19 protein-coding genes and 2 pseudogenes are annotated in these 16,900 nt (G+C 72.5%); 7 read left to right on the top strand and 14 right to left on the bottom strand.

What is annotated here, in order from left to right; translation table 11 throughout:
* Positions 1-133: 133 nt before the first annotated feature.
* Positions 134-1,444 (top strand): pyroglutamyl peptidase, encoded by a 1,311-nt coding sequence (locus tag Q3Y56_RS09735; protein ID WP_304461554.1) that lies wholly within the window; start codon positions 134-136, stop codon positions 1,442-1,444.
* 27 nt (positions 1,445-1,471) lie between these two features.
* Here the strand turns inward: Q3Y56_RS09735 and Q3Y56_RS09740 are convergent, their stop codons facing one another.
* Both Q3Y56_RS09740 and Q3Y56_RS09745 read right to left on the bottom strand, forming a co-directional pair.
* Positions 1,472-2,314 (bottom strand): EI24 domain-containing protein, encoded by an 843-nt coding sequence (locus Q3Y56_RS09740; protein ID WP_304461555.1) that lies wholly within the window; start codon positions 2,312-2,314, stop codon positions 1,472-1,474.
* Between the two features lie 44 nt (positions 2,315-2,358).
* A complete protein-coding gene (locus tag Q3Y56_RS09745; RefSeq protein ID WP_304461556.1) occupies positions 2,359-3,378 on the bottom strand; it encodes an NADP-dependent oxidoreductase in 1,020 nt (339 codons plus the stop codon).
* An 87-nt stretch (positions 3,379-3,465) separates the two neighbouring features.
* On the opposite strand from Q3Y56_RS09745, the gene Q3Y56_RS09750 reads away from it, so the two are divergent.
* A complete protein-coding gene (locus tag Q3Y56_RS09750; RefSeq protein ID WP_304461557.1) occupies positions 3,466-3,906 on the top strand; it encodes a MarR family winged helix-turn-helix transcriptional regulator in 441 nt (146 codons plus the stop codon).
* A gap of 108 nt (positions 3,907-4,014) precedes the next feature.
* On the opposite strand, the gene Q3Y56_RS09755 is transcribed toward Q3Y56_RS09750, so the two are convergent.
* Complete coding sequence (locus tag Q3Y56_RS09755; RefSeq protein ID WP_304461558.1) at positions 4,015-4,782, bottom strand: hypothetical protein; 768 nt, start codon at positions 4,780-4,782, stop codon at positions 4,015-4,017.
* Between the two features lie 194 nt (positions 4,783-4,976).
* Here Q3Y56_RS09755 and Q3Y56_RS09760 point away from each other — a divergent pair, with 194 nt between their 5' ends.
* Positions 4,977-5,588: a hypothetical protein gene (locus Q3Y56_RS09760; protein WP_304461559.1), complete on the top strand. Its 612-nt coding sequence runs from the start codon at positions 4,977-4,979 to the stop codon at positions 5,586-5,588.
* On the opposite strand, the gene Q3Y56_RS09765 is transcribed toward Q3Y56_RS09760, so the two are convergent.
* The 3 genes from Q3Y56_RS09765 to Q3Y56_RS09775 form a co-directional block, all read right to left on the bottom strand.
* A complete protein-coding gene (locus tag Q3Y56_RS09765; protein WP_304461560.1) occupies positions 5,569-5,994 on the bottom strand; it encodes an OsmC family protein in 426 nt (141 codons plus the stop codon). The two genes, Q3Y56_RS09760 and Q3Y56_RS09765, sit on opposite strands and share 20 nt — an antisense overlap.
* Positions 5,995-6,096: 102 nt before the next feature.
* Positions 6,097-6,495 (bottom strand): thioredoxin, encoded by a 399-nt coding sequence (gene trxA / locus Q3Y56_RS09770; protein ID WP_304461561.1) that lies wholly within the window; start codon positions 6,493-6,495, stop codon positions 6,097-6,099.
* Positions 6,496-6,598: 103 nt separating this feature from the next.
* The gene (locus Q3Y56_RS09775; RefSeq protein WP_304461562.1) at positions 6,599-7,711 is read right to left on the bottom strand and encodes a S8 family peptidase; all 1,113 of its coding nucleotides are present in this window, start codon (positions 7,709-7,711) and stop codon (positions 6,599-6,601) included.
* Positions 7,712-8,082: 371 nt separating this feature from the next.
* Between Q3Y56_RS09775 and Q3Y56_RS09780 the strand changes: the two genes are divergently transcribed.
* Entirely contained in the window at positions 8,083-8,529 is a 447-nt protein-coding gene (locus Q3Y56_RS09780) for a chaplin (protein ID WP_304461563.1), read from the top strand.
* A gap of 102 nt (positions 8,530-8,631) precedes the next feature.
* On the opposite strand, the pseudogene Q3Y56_RS09785 reads toward Q3Y56_RS09780, so the two are convergent.
* The 3 genes and pseudogenes from Q3Y56_RS09785 to Q3Y56_RS09795 form a co-directional block, all read right to left on the bottom strand.
* A pseudogene (locus Q3Y56_RS09785) lies at positions 8,632-10,598 on the bottom strand (ABC transporter permease).
* Between the two features lie 37 nt (positions 10,599-10,635).
* Positions 10,636-11,439, bottom strand: coding sequence for a molybdate ABC transporter substrate-binding protein (gene modA, locus Q3Y56_RS09790; RefSeq protein ID WP_304461564.1), 804 nt, complete (start codon positions 11,437-11,439; stop codon positions 10,636-10,638).
* 73 nt (positions 11,440-11,512) lie between these two features.
* A pseudogene (locus tag Q3Y56_RS09795) lies at positions 11,513-11,907 on the bottom strand (molybdopterin-binding protein).
* A 170-nt stretch (positions 11,908-12,077) separates the two neighbouring features.
* Between Q3Y56_RS09795 and Q3Y56_RS09800 the strand changes: the two are divergent.
* A complete protein-coding gene (locus Q3Y56_RS09800) occupies positions 12,078-12,497 on the top strand; it encodes a molybdopterin-binding protein (RefSeq protein ID WP_304461565.1) in 420 nt (139 codons plus the stop codon).
* A 58-nt stretch (positions 12,498-12,555) separates the two neighbouring features.
* On the opposite strand, the gene Q3Y56_RS09805 is transcribed toward Q3Y56_RS09800, so the two are convergent.
* Positions 12,556-13,047: a calcium-binding protein gene (locus tag Q3Y56_RS09805; RefSeq protein WP_304461566.1), complete on the bottom strand. Its 492-nt coding sequence runs from the start codon at positions 13,045-13,047 to the stop codon at positions 12,556-12,558.
* 348 nt (positions 13,048-13,395) lie between these two features.
* Between Q3Y56_RS09805 and Q3Y56_RS09810 the strand changes: the two genes are divergently transcribed.
* Entirely contained in the window at positions 13,396-13,629 is a 234-nt protein-coding gene (locus tag Q3Y56_RS09810; protein ID WP_304461567.1) for a hypothetical protein, read from the top strand.
* Between the two features lie 28 nt (positions 13,630-13,657).
* Here Q3Y56_RS09810 and Q3Y56_RS09815 read toward each other — a convergent pair whose 3' ends face one another.
* Positions 13,658-14,281, bottom strand: a complete 624-nt coding sequence (locus Q3Y56_RS09815) for a LysE family translocator (RefSeq protein WP_304461568.1) — start codon at positions 14,279-14,281, stop codon at positions 13,658-13,660.
* A 114-nt stretch (positions 14,282-14,395) separates the two neighbouring features.
* On the opposite strand from Q3Y56_RS09815, the gene Q3Y56_RS09820 reads away from it, so the two are divergent.
* Positions 14,396-15,337 carry a LysR family transcriptional regulator gene (locus tag Q3Y56_RS09820; protein WP_304461569.1) on the top strand — a complete coding sequence of 314 codons (942 nt, stop codon included), beginning with the start codon at positions 14,396-14,398 and terminating at the stop codon, positions 15,335-15,337.
* Between the two features lie 69 nt (positions 15,338-15,406).
* Here Q3Y56_RS09820 and Q3Y56_RS09825 read toward each other — a convergent pair whose 3' ends face one another.
* The 3 genes from Q3Y56_RS09825 to Q3Y56_RS09835 form a co-directional block, all read right to left on the bottom strand.
* Positions 15,407-15,685: a barstar family protein gene (locus Q3Y56_RS09825; protein ID WP_304461570.1), complete on the bottom strand. Its 279-nt coding sequence runs from the start codon at positions 15,683-15,685 to the stop codon at positions 15,407-15,409.
* A 600-nt stretch (positions 15,686-16,285) separates the two neighbouring features.
* Entirely contained in the window at positions 16,286-16,534 is a 249-nt protein-coding gene (locus Q3Y56_RS09830; RefSeq protein ID WP_304461571.1) for a hypothetical protein, read from the bottom strand.
* Positions 16,531-16,893: a hypothetical protein gene (locus tag Q3Y56_RS09835; protein ID WP_304461572.1), complete on the bottom strand. Its 363-nt coding sequence runs from the start codon at positions 16,891-16,893 to the stop codon at positions 16,531-16,533. The genes Q3Y56_RS09830 and Q3Y56_RS09835 overlap by 4 nt, the downstream gene beginning before the upstream one ends.
* Between the last annotated feature and the right edge of the window lie 7 nt (positions 16,894-16,900).

The raw sequence follows: 16,900 nt of genomic DNA on the forward strand, positions 1-16,900 counted from the left end.
CTCCTCGCCGGCTCCGTTCGCTGACTCCTCTCGCCGCCTTCTCTCGCCGCCGTCTCCGTAGCGCCGGACCGCCCCCGGGCGGAATACTGCGCTCTCGGTCCCCGACGTGATCATCCGACCGGAAGGATTCGGCATGAGACCGATACGTGCCCGCCTCGGCGTGCTGGGCGCCGTGCTGCTCGCCGCCGCCCCCCTGTGCCTCGCCGCCCCGGCCGCTGCCGACCCCGGGCCCGGTAGCGCCGCCGGGCCGTCCACCACCGTGGAGGAGCCGCGGCTCACGGTGGAGGAGTTGCGGCTCACCCAGCCCGTCCCCCAGGAGATCCTGCGGCGTGGCGGCTTCGACGGCGTGGCGGCCGAGTTCGCCGAGGCACTGGCGGGCGTGCGGTGCGCCGCGCAGGCCGAGCGGGTGGTGGCGCGGCACGGCGGGCGGCTGTGGCGGCGGGCCGTGGAGCGGGCCCAGGGGCGCGGTCCGGCCGGCGGCGACCTCAGCCGCGACGACGACCGCCCGCTGTACTGGGCGCGGTTGGGCATGACCCGCGCCCTGCGCGAGTGGCGGCCGGCGTTTCCGCTCGACGACGGCCGACGCGCCGCGCTGCTCGCCGCGCTGGAGCGCTCCTCGCGCGGTCAGGACTCGATCGAGCTGCCCGCGGGCCGGCACATCCGGCGCGTCGTGGTGACCGGTTTCGATCCGTTCCAGCTCGACGCGGACGTGCGCCGGAGCAATCCGTCGGGCGCGGCCGCGCTCGCGTTGGACGGCACCACGATCCGTACGGCGGCGGGCCTGGCGCGGATCGAGACCGTGGTCTTTCCGGTGCGCTGGGCGGACTTCGCGGACGGCACGGTGGAACGCACGCTGCTGCCGCACTTCCGGTCCGGGCCGCGCCGTGCCGACCTGTTCATGACGGTGAGCCAGGGACGGCCGGGGCGGTTCGACGTCGAGCGCACCAACGGCGCCTGGCGCGGAGGCTACCCGGACAACCTCAAGGTCTCCCGGACGGGGACCGTCCCGGTGCCCGCCGGGGTGCCCACGCCCGCCGAGCAGCCGCAGTGGACGGTCACCACGCTGCCGTACGAGCGGATCACCGCCGCGCCGACGGGACCGTTCCCGGTGTACGACAACACCGCCGTCACCGAGATCCCGGCGGGCGGGACCGAGCCGGTGGACCGGCCCGACGGACCCACGCCGGGCTCCACCGCCCGGGCGGGCGGCGGCGGCGACTACCTGTCCAACGAGATCGCCTACCGGGCCACGCTGCTGCGCGACGCGGTCGGGCTGCGCGCGCCGGGCGGCCACCTGCACACGCCGGTGCTGCGGTTCGGCGAGGGCAACACCGACCCGGCGCACGGCCAGGTCACCGATCCGGACTTCGTACGCGACCGGCAGGCCATCACCACGCAGGTGCGGTCCGTGCTGTCAGTGGCGGCGGACACCCTGGACCCCTGATCGTCTCTAACGGCGCAACGCACTCCCCTACCGTGCGACATCGAGGCCGACGCGGCACGGGCGGCCCGCCGCGGCGGCCGCGTCGCCCGAGTCGTCCACGACCTCTGCGTCCGCGCCCTCCGTGTCCTCTGTGTCCTCGCCCATCAGGTCGCGGACCAGCAGCGTCGCGCCCGCCACGGCGCCCGGCATGAGGAACACCGCGACCAGCGGGATCAGGAACAGCAGCGCCAGCGGCACGCCGAAGCCGAGGGTCAGCGCCCTGCGGCCGCGCAGCAACCGCAGCCGCTCCTTGAGCGCCACCCGGCGCCGGGCGAGCGCGACCGCGGCGAGTTCCTCGGCGAGGAAGAACCCGGAGACACAGAAGCCGACGGCGGGGATGACGGTCTGGCCGATGAGGGGGGCGAAGCCCAGTGCGAAGAGCAGGACGCTCCAGCACGCGACGCGGACGACGACGGCGATGCTCTCCCTGGCCGAGATCAGCAGCTCACGCCAGAGCGGCAGTCCGGACTCGGGAGCGCTCCCGGCCACGGAGATGTCGACCTGTTCGGAGAGCGACTCGTAGAAGGGCTGGCCGACCAGGAGGGTGACGGCGGTGAAGGTGATCAGCGCAAGCGTCAGGCCGCTGCCGAAGAGCAGCACGGCGAGCGCGCCGCGGAAGATCCCGAGCCAGGGAGAGCTCCAGTCGTCGGCGAAGGGGGTGGCCCAGGCGACGATGTCGTCGCTCCAGAAGAACAGCGCGACGAGCGCCGCGACGTAGCCGACGAGGGTGATGAGGGCGGGAATCATCCCGAACCCCCACCACCGGCCGTGCCGGGCGACCCAGCGCTGCCCCTTGATCAGATAGCCGAACCCGGCGGCGAGATCACGCATGGGCCGGAGCCTAGCGAGTCCGCGCCGGGCGGCTGCGCCCGGTGTCAGTCGCCGAAGCCGACGACCATCTTTCCGGTGTTCTCGCCGCGCAGCATGCCGAGGAAGGCGTCCACGCCGTGCTCGATGCCCTTGACGACGGTCTCGCGGTAGTGCAGCTTGCCCTCGCGGATCCAGCCGCCGACCTCCTCGACGAACCGCGGCTGGAGCGCGTTGTGGTCGGTGACGAGCATGCCCTGGATCCGCAGCCGCTTGCCGATGACGAGCGCGAGGTTGCGCGGGGCGGCGGGCGGCTCGGTGACGTTGTACTGGGCGATCATGCCGCAGACGGTGACGCGGCCGCCCACGTTGAGGCGGTCGATGGCGGCCTCCAGGTGCTCACCGCCGACGTTGTCGAAGTAGACGTCGATGCCGTCGGGGGCGGCCTCCTTGAGCTGGTCGGTGACCGGCCCGTCCTTGTAGTTGAACGCCGCGTCGAAGCCGTACTCCTCGACCAGGAGCCGGACCTTTTCGTCCGAGCCCGCGCTGCCGATGACCCGCGAGGCGCCCTTGAGCTTGGCGATCTGGCCGACCTGGCTGCCGACCGCGCCGGCCGCTCCGGAGACGAACACCGCGTCGCCTTCCTTGAAGGAGGCGACCTCCAGCAGTCCGGCGTAGGCGGTCAGGCCCGTCATTCCGAGCACGCCGAGATACGCGGAGAGAGGGGCGGCCGCCGGGTCGACCTTGACGGCGTGCCGGGCCTCCACGGTGGCGTACTCGCGCCAGCCGAGGCCGTGCAGCACGTGGTCGCCCACCGCGATGCCGTCCGCCTCGGAGGCGACGACCTCGCCGACCGCGCCGCCGTCCATGGGCTGGTCGAGCTGGAACGGAGGTATGTAGGACTTCACGTCGTTCATGCGGCCGCGCATGTAGGGGTCGACCGACATGAAGAGGTTGCGGACCAGGATCTGACCCGGGCCGGGGGCCGCCACGGCCTCCTCACGCAGGGCGAAGTCCTCCGGCTTCGGCCAGCCCTGGGGGCGTGCGGTGAGGTGCCAGGCGCGGCTGGTGGCGGGGGTGACGGACATGACGGGTGCCTCCAAAAGCTTCATGAGATGAAACAATCATGCGCACCGATATTTCATGTTGTCAAGCAAATGGGTAGAGTGGTGGCCATGACGCCGCGCACCGATCCACTGACCCAAGAGGTCGTCGAACTCATCGGCGCCGTCGTGGCGCGCTACTACGAGGAGTACGAGGCGGCCGCCGCCGAGCACGCGCTGACCGGCGCCCAGGCCCGGGTGCTGGGGCTGCTGGCCCGCGAGCCCATGCCGATGCGCAGGATCGCGCAGACGCTGAAGTGCGAGCCGTCCAACATCACCGGGATCGTCGACCGGCTGGCGTCACGCGGGCTCGTGGAACGGCGCCCCGACCCGGCCGACCGCCGGGTGAAGCTCGCCGCCGCGACGGACGCGGGGCAGGAGACCGCGGCGCGGCTGCGCGGGTCGCTGGGCTTCGCACGGGAGCCGCTGGCCGCGCTGTCGGAGGCGGAGCGCACCATGCTGCGCGACCTGCTCCAGCGGATGCTGGGCGGCAGCGCACCGGCGACGGGCTGACCGGGGCTCCGCCTCCCGGCCCCCGGTCCGTAGCCGGACTCCGATCCGTTTCCCGACTCCGGCCCGCCCGGAGCTCCCCGGCTCGGGTACGGGACGGTCACGGGGCCGTCAGGTGCACCACCACAGGAACCGGTTGCAGGTCGGCTCGGGTATGGGCTGCTGCGTGGGCGGATCGGTGGGTTTCGGGTCCGGGTCCGGGTCCGGGGACGACGGCCCGCCGCTGGAGGACCCGCCGCCGGGGACCTGGGCGGTGGGCGAGGGTGCCCCGCCGCCGGAGGAGGTCGCGCCCGGCTCCGGCGCGCCGCCCGCCTCCCGGTCCTCGTCCTTCTGGCCGTCGCCGTCCTTGTCCCGCTTCTCGCCGTCCCGCTCGTCCTTTGTGCCGTCCCCGTCCGAGTCGGCGGTCCGGCGTTCGGAATCCCGGCCCGCGCCGGTCGACGGGCCCGCGCCGGGCGCTTCACTCGCGGGTGTGCCGTCGCCGTCGGCCGTGCCGGGGCTGCGGTCCGCGATCGGCTGCTGGGTGCGCGGCCGCGGCTCCTCGGGCTGGAAGATGCCGCCCTCGGTGGCCAGCTCCGCGACGAACAGCGCGGCGAGCACCGGCCCCAGGGCCCCGGCGACGATCGCCACCCTGCGGCCGCGGCCGCGCCGCGCCCTGCGCGCCCGGCCGGTGGGACGGCGCGGCTTCCGGCGGGACGTCTCGCTCCGGGCGGCGGCGCGCCGCGACGCACGCGTACCGCCCTCGCCGGGCGACGACGGCTCGGCGACGGCGGCCGTGCCGGACTCGGGCGAGGAGGACGGGAGTTCTTCGGCGGGGGTCCCGCATCCCGGGCAGGAGAGCGCGCCGTTGAGATACCGACGGCACGGAGGGCAGTAATCCATTTCGCGGGGCAGATTATGTGACCCGCACGTAGTCGAGATACCGCCTGCTGTGAGGATCGTGTGCAGAACCTGCGCCCGCGGCCGCCCGGCCCTCCCGGCCGTGCCGATCGATGTGCGGCTCCTCCCAAGGGCTGCGGCCCGGACCCCGGCCAGAGCGGCGCGATCACCGGTCCCTGGGGCGGCACGATGGGGGCATGAGTTCCGCGCACGAGGCGTCCGACGCCTTCCCGAGCCCCTTCCCGTTCATCCTCGTCCTGCTGCGCCGGATGGCGGACCACCACCCCGGGCTGGTCGAGGACGCGCTGCGCGAACTGGGATTCAGCCGCGCCCAGATGCGCGAGGCCAACAAGCGCTGGCAGGCCATGCAGCGCTCGCCCCGGCGGCGCGCCGCGGCCGCCCGCTACCGTTCGGTACTCGGGCCGCCGGAGACGGTGACCACCCACCGCGTCGGGGATCTGAACTGCGAGGCGCTGAGCTGGCCGGTGCCGCTCTGGCCGGATCTGCGGTTCGAGGTGCTGGTGGCGCCGGGCGGCGCCGTATGGCACGAATGGCTGGTCCGCGCCCCGGGCGCCGCCGGGCCGGTGCTCCGTACGGCGGCGGATCTCACGCCCTGGTCGTGCACCGTGGACGAGGTGGCGCGGGCCTTCGCGCCGGTGCGGCCGTTGGAGGGCACCGCGCCCACGCGGTGGCGGCTCGCCTTCACCGCGCCCGACGGCGACGCCGAACCCCCGGGCCTCCCGCGCGTCGCGGAGTTCACCTGGGGGCTCTTGCAGCGGGTGGAGACCGTCAGGCCAGCTTCGCGGTGAGGGTGATCTCCGTACCGGTCAGCGCCTGGCTCACCGGGCAGTTCGTCTTGGCGTCCTCGGCGGCGGCGACGAACGCGTCCTCGTCCAGACCGTCCACCGTGCCCTCCACGGTCAGATGGATCCCGGTGATCCCGGTGCCCGGCTGGAAGGTGACGTCGGCCTGGGTGCGCAGCTGCGTCGGCGGCGTACCGGCCTGGGCCAGCCCGTGCGAGAGCGCCATCGAGAAGCAGCTGGAGTGCGCCGCGGCGATGAGCTCCTCAGGGCTGGTCTTGCCGCCCGCCTGCTCGGCGCGGGACGGCCAGGACACCGGCTGCTCCCCGATGCCGGACGAGTCGAAGGTGACGGTGCCCTTCCCCTGAGCCAGATTGCCCTGCCAGACGGTGTGCGCGGTGCGCGTCGTTGCCATGCGGAATGCCTCCTGTGTGTGACGTACGGGTCTGCGTGTGACGAACGGGCCCCACGTGTGACGTACCGCCGGGCCCATGTGCGGCGGACGGGCGACCGGCGTTCAGTCCTCGCCGTCCGGGTGCTGGCCGTCCGGCCCGGACCCGGCCGCCTCGGCGATCGCGGCGCGCACCTTGTCCATGTCGAGGTCGCGGGCCTGCGCGATGAGATCCTCCAGGGCCTGCTCGGGCAGCGCGCCGGGCTGGGAGAAGACGGCGATGTTCTCCCGGACGATCATCAGGGTGGGGATCGACTGGATCTGGAACGTGGCGGCCAGCTCCGGCTGCGCCTCGGTGTCGACCTTGCCGAACAGCAGGTCCTCATGGCGCGCGGCCGCCCGCTCGTACACGGGGGCGAACATCCGGCACGGACCGCACCACGACGCCCAGAAGTCGATGAGGACGAAGTCGTTCGACGAGACGAGCTCGTCGAAGTTGTCCTTGGTCAGTTCAACCGTGCTCATGCCTGACTGCCTGCTTCCCATCGGATCGGCGGTGCCCAGCTACGGTAACCAACCGTAGCCGGGCGGTATTCCTGCCGACTCCGCGGTCACCTCCGATCCGCGGTCACATCCGACCCGTGTAGACGAGCCGCGGCGGTGTCCCGGTGGGAACGCCCTTGTTGGAGGTGTCGACGCCGGGCGTCGCGTAGCCGATGAGCCAGGACGCCACGGACTTGAAGGAGGCGTCACCGTAGGTGTCCTTGTAGAGCGCGGCGACGCCGGTGACGTGCGGCGCGGCCATGGAGCTGCCGGACAGCTCGCGGAAGGTGCCGCCGAGGTAGGCGGAGCGGATGTCCACACCCGGCGCGTTGATGTCCACGCAGCGGCCCCAGTTGCTGAACGGCGCCTTGCGGTCCTTCTGGTCGGTGGCGGCGACGGTGAGGGCACCGGGGGAACTGGCCGGCGAGGTGGCGCAGGCGTCGCTGTTCTCGTTGCCCGCGGCGACGACCGGGAAGACCCCGGCGGCCGCCAGGCCCTCAAGGGCGCGGTTCATGGCGGCGGAGTACGGGCCGCCCAGGGACAGGTTGGCGACCGCGGGCTTCTTCGCGTTGGCCGCGACCCAGTTGGCGGCCGCGATGACGGTGGAGTTGGCGCTCACGCCGGAGCAGTCGAAGACCCGTACCGACACCAGCCGGGTCTTCTTGGCGACGCCGGATGTCGTGCCGCCGACGGTCCCGGCCACGTGGGTGCCGTGTCCGTTGCAGTCGCGGGTGCCGCGCCCGTCGTCGATGAAGCTGTGCCCGGCCACGGCCCGGCCGCCGAAGTCCGGGTGGTTCAGCTGGATCCCGGTGTCGATGATGTAGGAGTTGACCTTCGCGCCGGTGGCCTTCATGGCGTAGCCGGTGGCGCCGTTCTCCCGGTGGTTGATCCGCGCCAGGCCCCAGGGCACGGGCGCGGCCTGCCGTCGCGGGGTCGCGGCAACGGGCTTGCGGGCGGGGCGGGTTGTCGCCGGGCCCGTGACACGCGGCACGTCGAGCCGGGCGTCCTGCTCCACGGCGCTCACCCCGGGCTGGTTGCGGAGCATGTCGACCTGGGCGGTGGTGAGCTTGGCCGCGAAGCCGTGATGGACACGCGTATAGGTGAACATCGGCCGGATGCCGACCCGGTCCGCCATGGCCGAGGGGCTGACGCCGGACGCCAGCGAGACGATGTACTGCCCGGGGATCGCGCCCTTCATCCGGTACAGAGGCGCGGGACCGGACCGGGCCGAAACAGGGCTCGGGTCCTCGGCGTCGGAGGCGAGGGCTGACGTCGCGGGTACCGCGGCTACCAGGGCAGCCGCAGTCACCCAGCACAGGGACACACGCATGGGGATCCTCACTGCATGGTGGCGCTGAGACGGTCTCAACATGTCCTTGCTATCGACGAATGCGATCATCGGCATGGTCTGCTAGGCCATCCGGCCGCACCGGCCATGGAGTCGGCCGTCCGGGAATCGCCGCTGGTCCCGGCCGTAAACGCGGGCATTCGAGTGACCAGGCGTATCGGCGGACCGTACGAGTCGTTGGTCAGGCCCCGAGCCAAATGATCAGGGAAAGGACACGACTCGTGAAGCGCATCTCGAAGGCTGCGGTTCTGACCATCACGGCGGGTGCCGTCGCCCTCGGCAGCGCCGGTGGCGCGGCCGCGGCGGGCGGTGGCGACGAGGTGGTCATCACCAAGCAGAAGATCAGCAAGTCAAACGGCGCCGACACCCGCAAGACCGCCGCCATCAAGGTCAAAGGCATGAAGGTCGACGGCCACAAGGTCAATGTCACGGCCAACGCCAAGGGCAAGGCCAAGGTCAAGACCAACGGCAAGGGCAAGGGCAAGAAGCACCACCACAGCCACGGCAAGGGTTCCTCCGCCAGTGCCAAGGCCATCGGGTCGCCCGGCGCCATCAGCGGCAACGTCATCCAGGTGCCGGTCAACGTGCCCATCAACGTGTGCGGCAACACCGTGGACGTCATCGCGCTGCTGAACCCCTCCTTCGGCGGGATCTGCGTCAACAAGTGACGTTCTGCTCGGCCGACGCCGGGTTTTCCGTTCCTGGAGCCCCCGTTCATCGATCGATGGCATCGATGCGCGGGGGCTCCGCGCGTGTGCGGCGCGGTCCGGTCAGGTGGCCACCAGGGTGATCTCCGTGGCCTTCACGCCGGTCCAGACCGGCGTGCCCTCGGCCAGGCCGAGTTCCGCGGCGGCTCCCGGGGTGATCTCCGCGACGAGGTCCGGGATGTCCTCGAAGGCGACCAGCACGCGGAGCCTGCTGCCGACGGCGGTGATCTCCCGGATCGTTCCCGGCCAGGTGTTCCGCGGACTGCCCGTGAGGCGCTCCCGGTGCAGGGAGACCGCCTCCGGCGGGATGATCGCCAGCGCGGCCGTCCCGGTGGCCAGCGGCTCCGCGGCCACCAGACGCCCGCCGTGGCCGAGGGCGAGGCCGTCGGCAGTGGCCGTGCCCGGCCAGGCGTTGCGGCCGAGCATCCGGGCCACCCACGGCGACCGCGGATGGCGGGTGACCTCGGCGGGCACCGCGTCCTGGACCACGCGGCCGCCGTCGAGTACGAGGATCCGGTCGGCGAGCGAGACGGCTTCCACCGGGTCGTGCGTGACGATCAGGCAGACACCGCCGAACCCCTTCAGATGGCCGCGCAGGGTGTGCCGTACGTGAGCGCGGGTGGTCTGGTCGAGGGCGGCCAGCGGTTCGTCCAGCAGCAACAGCCGCGGCCGGACGGCCAGCGCCCGGGCGAGCGCGACCCGCTGCGCCTGGCCGCCGGAGAGCTGCGCGGGCCGCCGGTCGGCGAGGTGCCCGACGCCGAGCCGGTCGAGCCACGCCTGCGCGCTGCGGCGGGCCTCGGCGCGCGGCACACCGCCGGCCCGCGGCCCGTACGCGGTGTTGGCCAGCGCGCTCAGGTGCGGGAAGAGCGCCCCGTCCTGGGGGACCCAGGCGACGCCGCGCCGGTGCGGCGGGAGCCGGGTGAGGTCCGCGTCGCCGAGCCGGATGTCGGCGTGGGCGCGGTCGGTGAGGCCGAGCAGGGCGCGCAGCAGGGTGGTCTTGCCCGCGCCGTTGGGGCCGACGACGGCGATGGTGGTGCCGGGCTCCGCGTCGAGCACGAACTGGAGGAAGCCGGTCAACTCGGCGCGGAGCGGCCGGCGCTGGGCCTGCTCCGCACCGGAGCCCGGCGGCGGGTCCGCCTCCGGCTCACGCGGCGCCGTGCCGAGCGGCGGGTCTCCGGCGGGCGCGGCGTCGTCCACGTCGGGGCGGCGGGCCGCGGGCGCGCCCATGGCCACCCCCGTGAACCGGCCGCGCAGCGCGACCAGGACGGCCATGGCGATCGCGAGCAGCAGCAGGGACACCGAGGTCGCCGCCTCGGGCTCCTGCTGGAGCAGCAGGTACACGTGGAGCGGAAGGGTCTGGGTGGCGCCGGGGAGGTTGCCCGCGAAGGTGATGGTGGCGCCGAACTCGCCGAGCGCGCGGGCCCAGGTGAGCGCCGCCCCGGCGAGCAGGCCGGGGGCGACCATGGGGAGCGTGATGGTGCGGAACACCCGGAACGGCGCGGCGCCGAGCGAGGCCGCCGTCTCCTCGTAGGCGGGCCGCAGCCCGGCGAGGGTGCCTTCCAGGCTGATCACCAGGAACGGCATGGCGACGAACGTGGCGGCGACGACGGCGCCGGAGGTGTGGAACGGCAGCGTGAGCCCGAAGGTCTCCTCCAGCCAGGGGCCGAGGATGCCGCGGCGGCCGAACCCGAGCAGCAGCGCGATGCCGCCGACGGTCGGCGGCAGCACCATCGGCAGCAGGACCAGGGAGCGTACGAGGGCCTTGCCGGGGAAGCGGACGCGGGCCAGCAGCCACGCGAGCGGCACCCCCATCAGCAGGGACAGGACGAGCGCCCAGCAGGAGACGACGAGGGAGAGACGGAGGGCCTCGGTGACTTCCGGGCGGCCGAGGTGACCGGTCAGCTCCCCCACGACGTACGGCTGAGGACGCCGGCCAGCGGCAGCAGCAGGAACGCGATGGCGAGCAGCGCGGGGAGCGCGAGGACGACCGGGGCGCGCAGGCGCGGCGCCCCGGGACGGGTGCGTTTCATGGGGCTTCCTGGTGCGGGGACGCTCACGCGCGGCGGGCTACGGCTTCTGGAACCCCGCGTCGCGCAGGATCTTCTGCGCCTCGGGGCCGCTGAGCCAGGTCACGAACGCCGCGGCGGCGTCCGCGTGCCGCGACTGCTTGAGGGCCGCCGCGGGGTAGGAGGCGATGGCGTTCTGGGCGTCGGGGATGGTGACGGGGTCGACCTTGTCGGTCGCGCTGCCGGCGTCGGTGGCGTACACCAGCCCGGCGTCGGCCTCGCCGAGCTCCACCTTGCTCAGTACGGCGCGCACGTTCGGCTCCTGCGAGACCGGCTTGACGTCGACCTTCTGGGCGTCGAGGACCTGCTTGCTGTAGCGGCCGACCGGCACCTCGGGGGCGGCGAGGACGACCTTGAGCTTGTCGTCCGCCAGGTCCTTCAAGCCGCCGATCTTGTGCGGGTTGCCCTCGCCGACGGCGATGACGAGGCGGTTCCTGGCGATGACGGTCGGCGTGCCGGTGTCGCCCCGCAAGCCCTCCATGGTGGTGGTGTCGGCGGTGACCAGGGCGTCGGCGGGGGCGCCCTGCCGCACCTGGGCGGCGAGTTCCTGGGAGCCGGCGAAGGAGAACGTCACCTTGGTGCCGTGGTGCTCCTCCTCGTACGCCGTGCCCGCGGTCTTGAAGACGTCGGTGAGGGAGGCGGCGGCGAGCACGGTCAGCTTGACCTTCTGGCCGCCGCCCTTGGTCCCGGCGTCGTTCTCGCCGCCCTTGTCGTCGTCGCTGCCGCAGGCCGTCGCGAGCGGGACGAGCAGCGCGGCGGTGAACAGGGCGGCCGCGGTGCGGCGACCGGTGAGCGTGCGGGACATGGGGATGTCTCCTCGGGGAAGAGGCGGGGACTGGGCAGGGGGACAGTGCGGTGCCGAAGAGCGCCGAGGAGGCTCAGGTGCGGTCGATGTGCACGCTGGTGGACTTCACGCGGGCGGTGGCCCGCATGCCGATCTCCAGGCCGAGTTCCTCGACCGCCTCCCGGGTGAGCAGGGAGACCAGCCGGTGCGGTCCGGCCTGGATCTCCACCTGGGCCGCGACGTCGCCGAGCTTGATGGCGGTGACGATGCCGGAGAAGGCGTTACGGGCCGAGGTGTACGGCGCCTCGTCCTCCCCGGGCCGCTCTGGGCCAGCTCCACGGAGAAGGCAGCCAGGTCACGGCCGTCGATGAGGCGGCGGCCGGACTCGTCGCGATGGGTCGCGACCCTGCCTGCGTCGGCCCAGCGGCGGGCGGTGTCGGGGCTGACGCCCAGCAGGCGCGCCGCCTGGCCGATGGTGTACTGCTGCATGTGCGGCACGATAGGAGTCATGCCCTGGCATCTACAACTCTCTGGGCGCTTCTTCGTCGCATGTGCCAGGCCCATAAGAGGAAGCTCCAAGGCGCGAGCGCGTCGCCGCGCGAGGCGGGAAACGGAGCAATCTACGCCTAACGGCTATATCGCCTGGTTACAGTGCGGACATGGCTCTGAGCATCCGCAACCAGCTCGCCGGAACCGTCACCGCCGTCACGCCCGGCGCCGCGATGGCGACCGTGACGGTGCGCCTCGCGGGTGGGCAGGAGATCACCGCGGCGGTGACCCGCGAGGCCGTGGAGGACCTCGGGGTCGTGCCGGACACGCCGGTGCGCGTCCTGGTGAAGTCGACCGAGGTGTCGCTGGCCACCGGCCCCGTCGCCGGGCTGAGCATCCGCAACCGGATTCCGGGCACGGTCGCCGGGGTCACCGCCGGCGACGCCATGGCGACCGTGAAGGTCGCGGTCGACGGCGGCGAGCTGACGGCCGCCGTCACCCATGACGCCGTCGGTGACCTCGGCCTCACCGCCGGCTCGCCGGTCGTGGCGCTGATCAAGTCGACCGAGGTCGCGCTGGCCACCGCGTGAGCCCGCCGCGCGACGCGGGGGCTGTCCCGTCCCAGGGACAGCCCCCGCTGCCGCGCCGTCAGGGACAGTCGCGCCCCTCATCGGGCTTGACGCATACGTCGGCGTCGGGGCCGCCGTCGTGGAAGTTCGTGCCCGGGCCGCCGTCGAGACGGTCCCTCCCCGCGCCCCCGAAGAGGCTGTCGTCGCCCTCGCCGCCGCGCAGTTCGTCGTCGCCGTCGCCACCCCACAGGGAGTCGTTGTCGCGACCGCCGTCGATCCTGTCACCGCCCTCCTCGCCGGAGAGATCGTCGGCGCCCGCACCGCCGCAGACGCGGTCGTCGCCGCCGCGGCCGTTGACGACGTCGGCACCGTCACCGGCGATGATGACGTCCGGCCCCGGCGTGCCGGTGATCCTGTCGTTTCCGGATGTTCCGGTGATCGTCGCCGGCCGGCCGAAGCACAACGCGGCGGCCGGGTCGACGGCGGTCGGCCCGGCCATGGCCGTCTGCGCGGCTCCACCAGCCGTCACCAGCAACCCGAGAACTGCCCCGACCACAAGACTGCGACGCATCGACCGCTCCTCTCTTCCCTGGCTCTTCCCTGGCTCTTCTGTGGCTCTTCTCCGAACCCCCTCGGTCAAGTCCTCCACGGCTGCGGGCGCGGGGCTTCCTTTGGTACGCCGTCCGGGTGTGCCCGCGCAGCGCTCTCAGCTCCTGCGGCGGCGAGGCCCACGCCGCGGCCGTAGCCCCCGGCGACCGTCGGTGCGCGCCCAGCTGGGTGATTCATGTGTCCGCGTCGAGTGCGCGTGAACGCGCCGCCGGGGGTTCAACGCGTCTTGTCGTTAACGTCCAGGAGGGCCGACCGTAGGCGCCCAGCCTTGTCAGTGCTTGTCCGCGCGTGAAACAGGAGCTGATCGTTCATGGCCGTGTGCGAGGTCTGCAACAACGACTACGAGATGGCGTTCGAGGTGCGCGCCGCGGGAGCCGTCCACATCTTCGACAGCATCGAGTGCGCCGCCCAGAGGATGGCGCCGATCTGCGGGAACTGCCAGTGCCGCATCCTCGGTCACGGCCTTGAGGCCGGCGGAGACTTCTTCTGCTGCGCGCACTGCGCGCGCGAGAAGGGATTCGCGCAACTCGTGGACCACGCCTGAACGCCTGAACGCCTGGATGCCTGGATGCTCAGCCGCCGGCTGCCACGGCCGCGCCGAGCGCCAGCAGCACGGCGCCGGTGGCGATGCTCAGGCCTCGGCGGACAGCAGGCCGGGACACCAGCGCGCGGCCTCGCCCGACGCCCCAGGTGAACAGGAAGTACCAGCAGACGTTGACCAGCGCCCAGACCACGCCCAGAGCGATGCTCGACGCAAGGACAGGGCCCTCGGACGTGACGAACTGGGGCAGCACCGAGATCGCGAACACCCCCGCCTTGGGGTTGCCCAGGGTCGTGCCGAGCCCGGCCAGATACGCCCCCCGGAAACCGGGTCGGCGCTCCTCGGTGTCATCCGCCGACGCCTCCGCGGTCGTGCGGGCCGTCCTGAGCGTGTTGATCCCGAGGATGGCCAGCACGATGCCGCCCGCGATCCGTACGGCCGCGTACGCATGAGGATTGGTCAGAAGGACGGCGGACAGCCCCGCGGCGGCGGCAGTGGACCAGATCAGCAGCCCCGTGGCGTTGCCTGCGATCGTGGGCCGGGCGAGACGGGGCCCACCGGTCAGGGTCTGCCGCACCATGAGCGCCTGTCCGGCTCCCGGGAGCATCGCCAGCAGCCAGGTGGTGATCAGGAAAACGGGCAGGTGGGTGGGCACGTCGAGGCCTTCCTCAGATATGGCTGACTCATCCGTGGCTTGCTCACCCAGGCTTGTACAGACGGATGCTTCAGAGAAGCGGAGGGCCGACTCGTACAGCATTAAGATTATTGAATGCCTGCCGCCGCTGATCCTGGACAGCTCCGCCTGCTGGCGTTGATCGAACGCCACGGCTCCCTCGCGGCGACCGCCCAGGCCCTCGGGCTCACACCGGCGGCGGTGACGCAGCAGGTGGCCCGAGCGGAGCGGGACTGCAAGGTGCCGCTGGTCGTTCGCGGCCCGCGCGGCGCGACGCTCACCGCCGCCGGCGCCCTCTTGGCCGCCCACGGACGCGTCATCGACCAGCAGGCAGAGGAAGCCGCCGCCAGGCTGGCCGCACTCCTCGGCCGCCTTTCGCTGCGCTTGCGGGTCGGAGCCTTCCAGGCTGCAGCCCTCCATCTGCTTCCGCCCGCGCTGACCGCTCTACGGCACCGCCACCCGGACGCGGACCTGTCGGTCGTGGACCTGCCGTCCCAGTGGGGTATCGACCAGGTGACCGACGGAGTGCTCGACCTGACGGTCATCGCCTCCTGGGAGACACCCCCCGACCCGCCCCCGCACGTCGCGGTACACCCGCTCATGGTGGACCCCATGGTGGTGGTCCTACCGGACGACCACCCGCTGGCCGAGGAAACGCCCGACGGCACCCCGCTGCGCCTGGAAGACCTGCGCGACGAGTCATGGGTGACCATCCTGGCCGGTCACGCCGCCCGAGAGCAGTTCGACCGGGCGGCGGGGGCCGCCGGCTTCACTCCCAGGGTCCGGTTCCAGACCGCCTCGTACGACGTCGCCCAGGCCCTGGTCGGCACCGGAATCGGCGTCGCCCTGGTCTCGCGGCTGGCCTTGACGCGGGTCCCCGGCACCACCCACCGCGAGCTCGTCGACCCACGGCCCGCTCGCCGACTCCACGCGGTGACCCTGGCCGACGCCACCCTCACCCCCCTGGTGGACGTCTTCCTCGGACTCCTGCGCGACGTCGCCGAGGACATCACCGCCACCTGGACCATGCCGCGGTGACGACGCGGCCCCGGAGCCCGCGGGGCCGTTGTCGACGACAGCGGCGCGCCGGGCGGTGATGGCCCAGCCCTACTCGCAACGGATGACGGGAGGACCCTGGGGAGTGTGCGCCTGAGCGGCAACGTATTCGTCGAGGAGACCGCGCATGATGCGCGCGTCCTCGGGCAGGGTCGCCTCGAAGGCGGACCATCCTGTGAACGTCAGGTCGCGGGGCAACTCCACCAGACCGGTGATCGCATCCCAGAAGGCGTCCCAGTTCATTCCATAGAAATCGGGGAACCCCAACTCCTGCTTGAGCAGTACATGGAGGTGCCGGACCGTGGTGACGCCGGCCAAGTCGATGACCATCGCACCAGTCTCGCAGCAATCGCCGGTTACGTGCCCAGCGGGATCGGAGGGGGGCCGCCACGCGATGTGCGGCGGCCCCCTCCGATCCGATCCCGCTGGCCAGGACGTTCTCATCGAACGCCCGCGCGGTGGGGCGGGTGGGACTCGAACCTCATTCGGTGACCCATCTCGCCTGCCGGAGAGACCGGCTCTGCCCGTAGCTACACACGGTAGTCAGTGGACGAGACAGTCGCTGGCTCCCTGTGCGCGCCAGTGCCCCGTGCCGATCAAGGTGTCGTCTTGTGCGTCGTGTACGGCGAACCCATGGGAACAGGCGGCAGACGCAGGCCCTGCGAGTCGGTGACCGCCGCAGCGACCACGGCCGACAAGGAGCTCATGAGCCGCGGCGCCCAAGCGGGCCGGGCCGGGGCGAACACCGGCGGCGGCTGGGTGCTCCGCGTCCCGGGCAGCCTACGCACCCCGCTGCTGCGTCCCTCAGGACTCGTAGCCCTCGATCAGACGGCTGATGACCCGGTGCAGGACGTCCGCGCGGCGCCGGTCGTCCCGCTGGTCGCGCAGGGCGCGGTCGGTCGCCCAGAGCTTGCGCCAGGCGTCCGCGTCCTAGTCCATCACCTCGTCGACGAGCGACGAGGAGACCAGGTCCAGGCACTCGGCCAGCCGGAGCCGGGTGGTGTGAGAGGGCGGGGTGACTTCGGGGTCGGCGAAACCGCCCGTCAGATACCGCGCGGGATCGGTGAGACTCCAGCCGACCACCGCGACTTCCTCTACCAGGAGGTCCACCTCAGGGGCGATGCCGATCCGCGCGTCCAGCGGCCCGTCGAGTGCGCCGAGCTCCCGGAAGCACCTCAACTCGGCGGCTTCGGGGGTGCAGCAGAAAGGACCGTGGTCTGGGGCAGGGCGAATTCCGCCGCGGTATCCGCGCGCAGCCCGTCCCGAAGGGGCCGCGGCCCGTCGGGCAGACGGTGGCAGACCTGCGCGGGAACGGACTCCGGGGGCATGTAGAACGTGGCGCCGACCAGCTCCCGCCTATCCAGGTCGAACCGGGCCTCGTCGGTTTCCGACCATAGCCACTGCATGCTGCCAAAGGTGGCCCCCAGCAACCGCCCGCACCCCTCCGAGTCCGTGTATTCCGCGACGATCACCTGAGGGCCGGTGATGTCGAAGCGGGGCGTGACCTTAAGCGGATTGCCCGTCGTCTCGGCGCTCATGACTGCA

It is taken from the genome of Streptomyces sp. XD-27, from assembly GCF_030553055.1.
Lineage (GTDB): Bacteria > Actinomycetota > Actinomycetes > Streptomycetales > Streptomycetaceae > Streptomyces.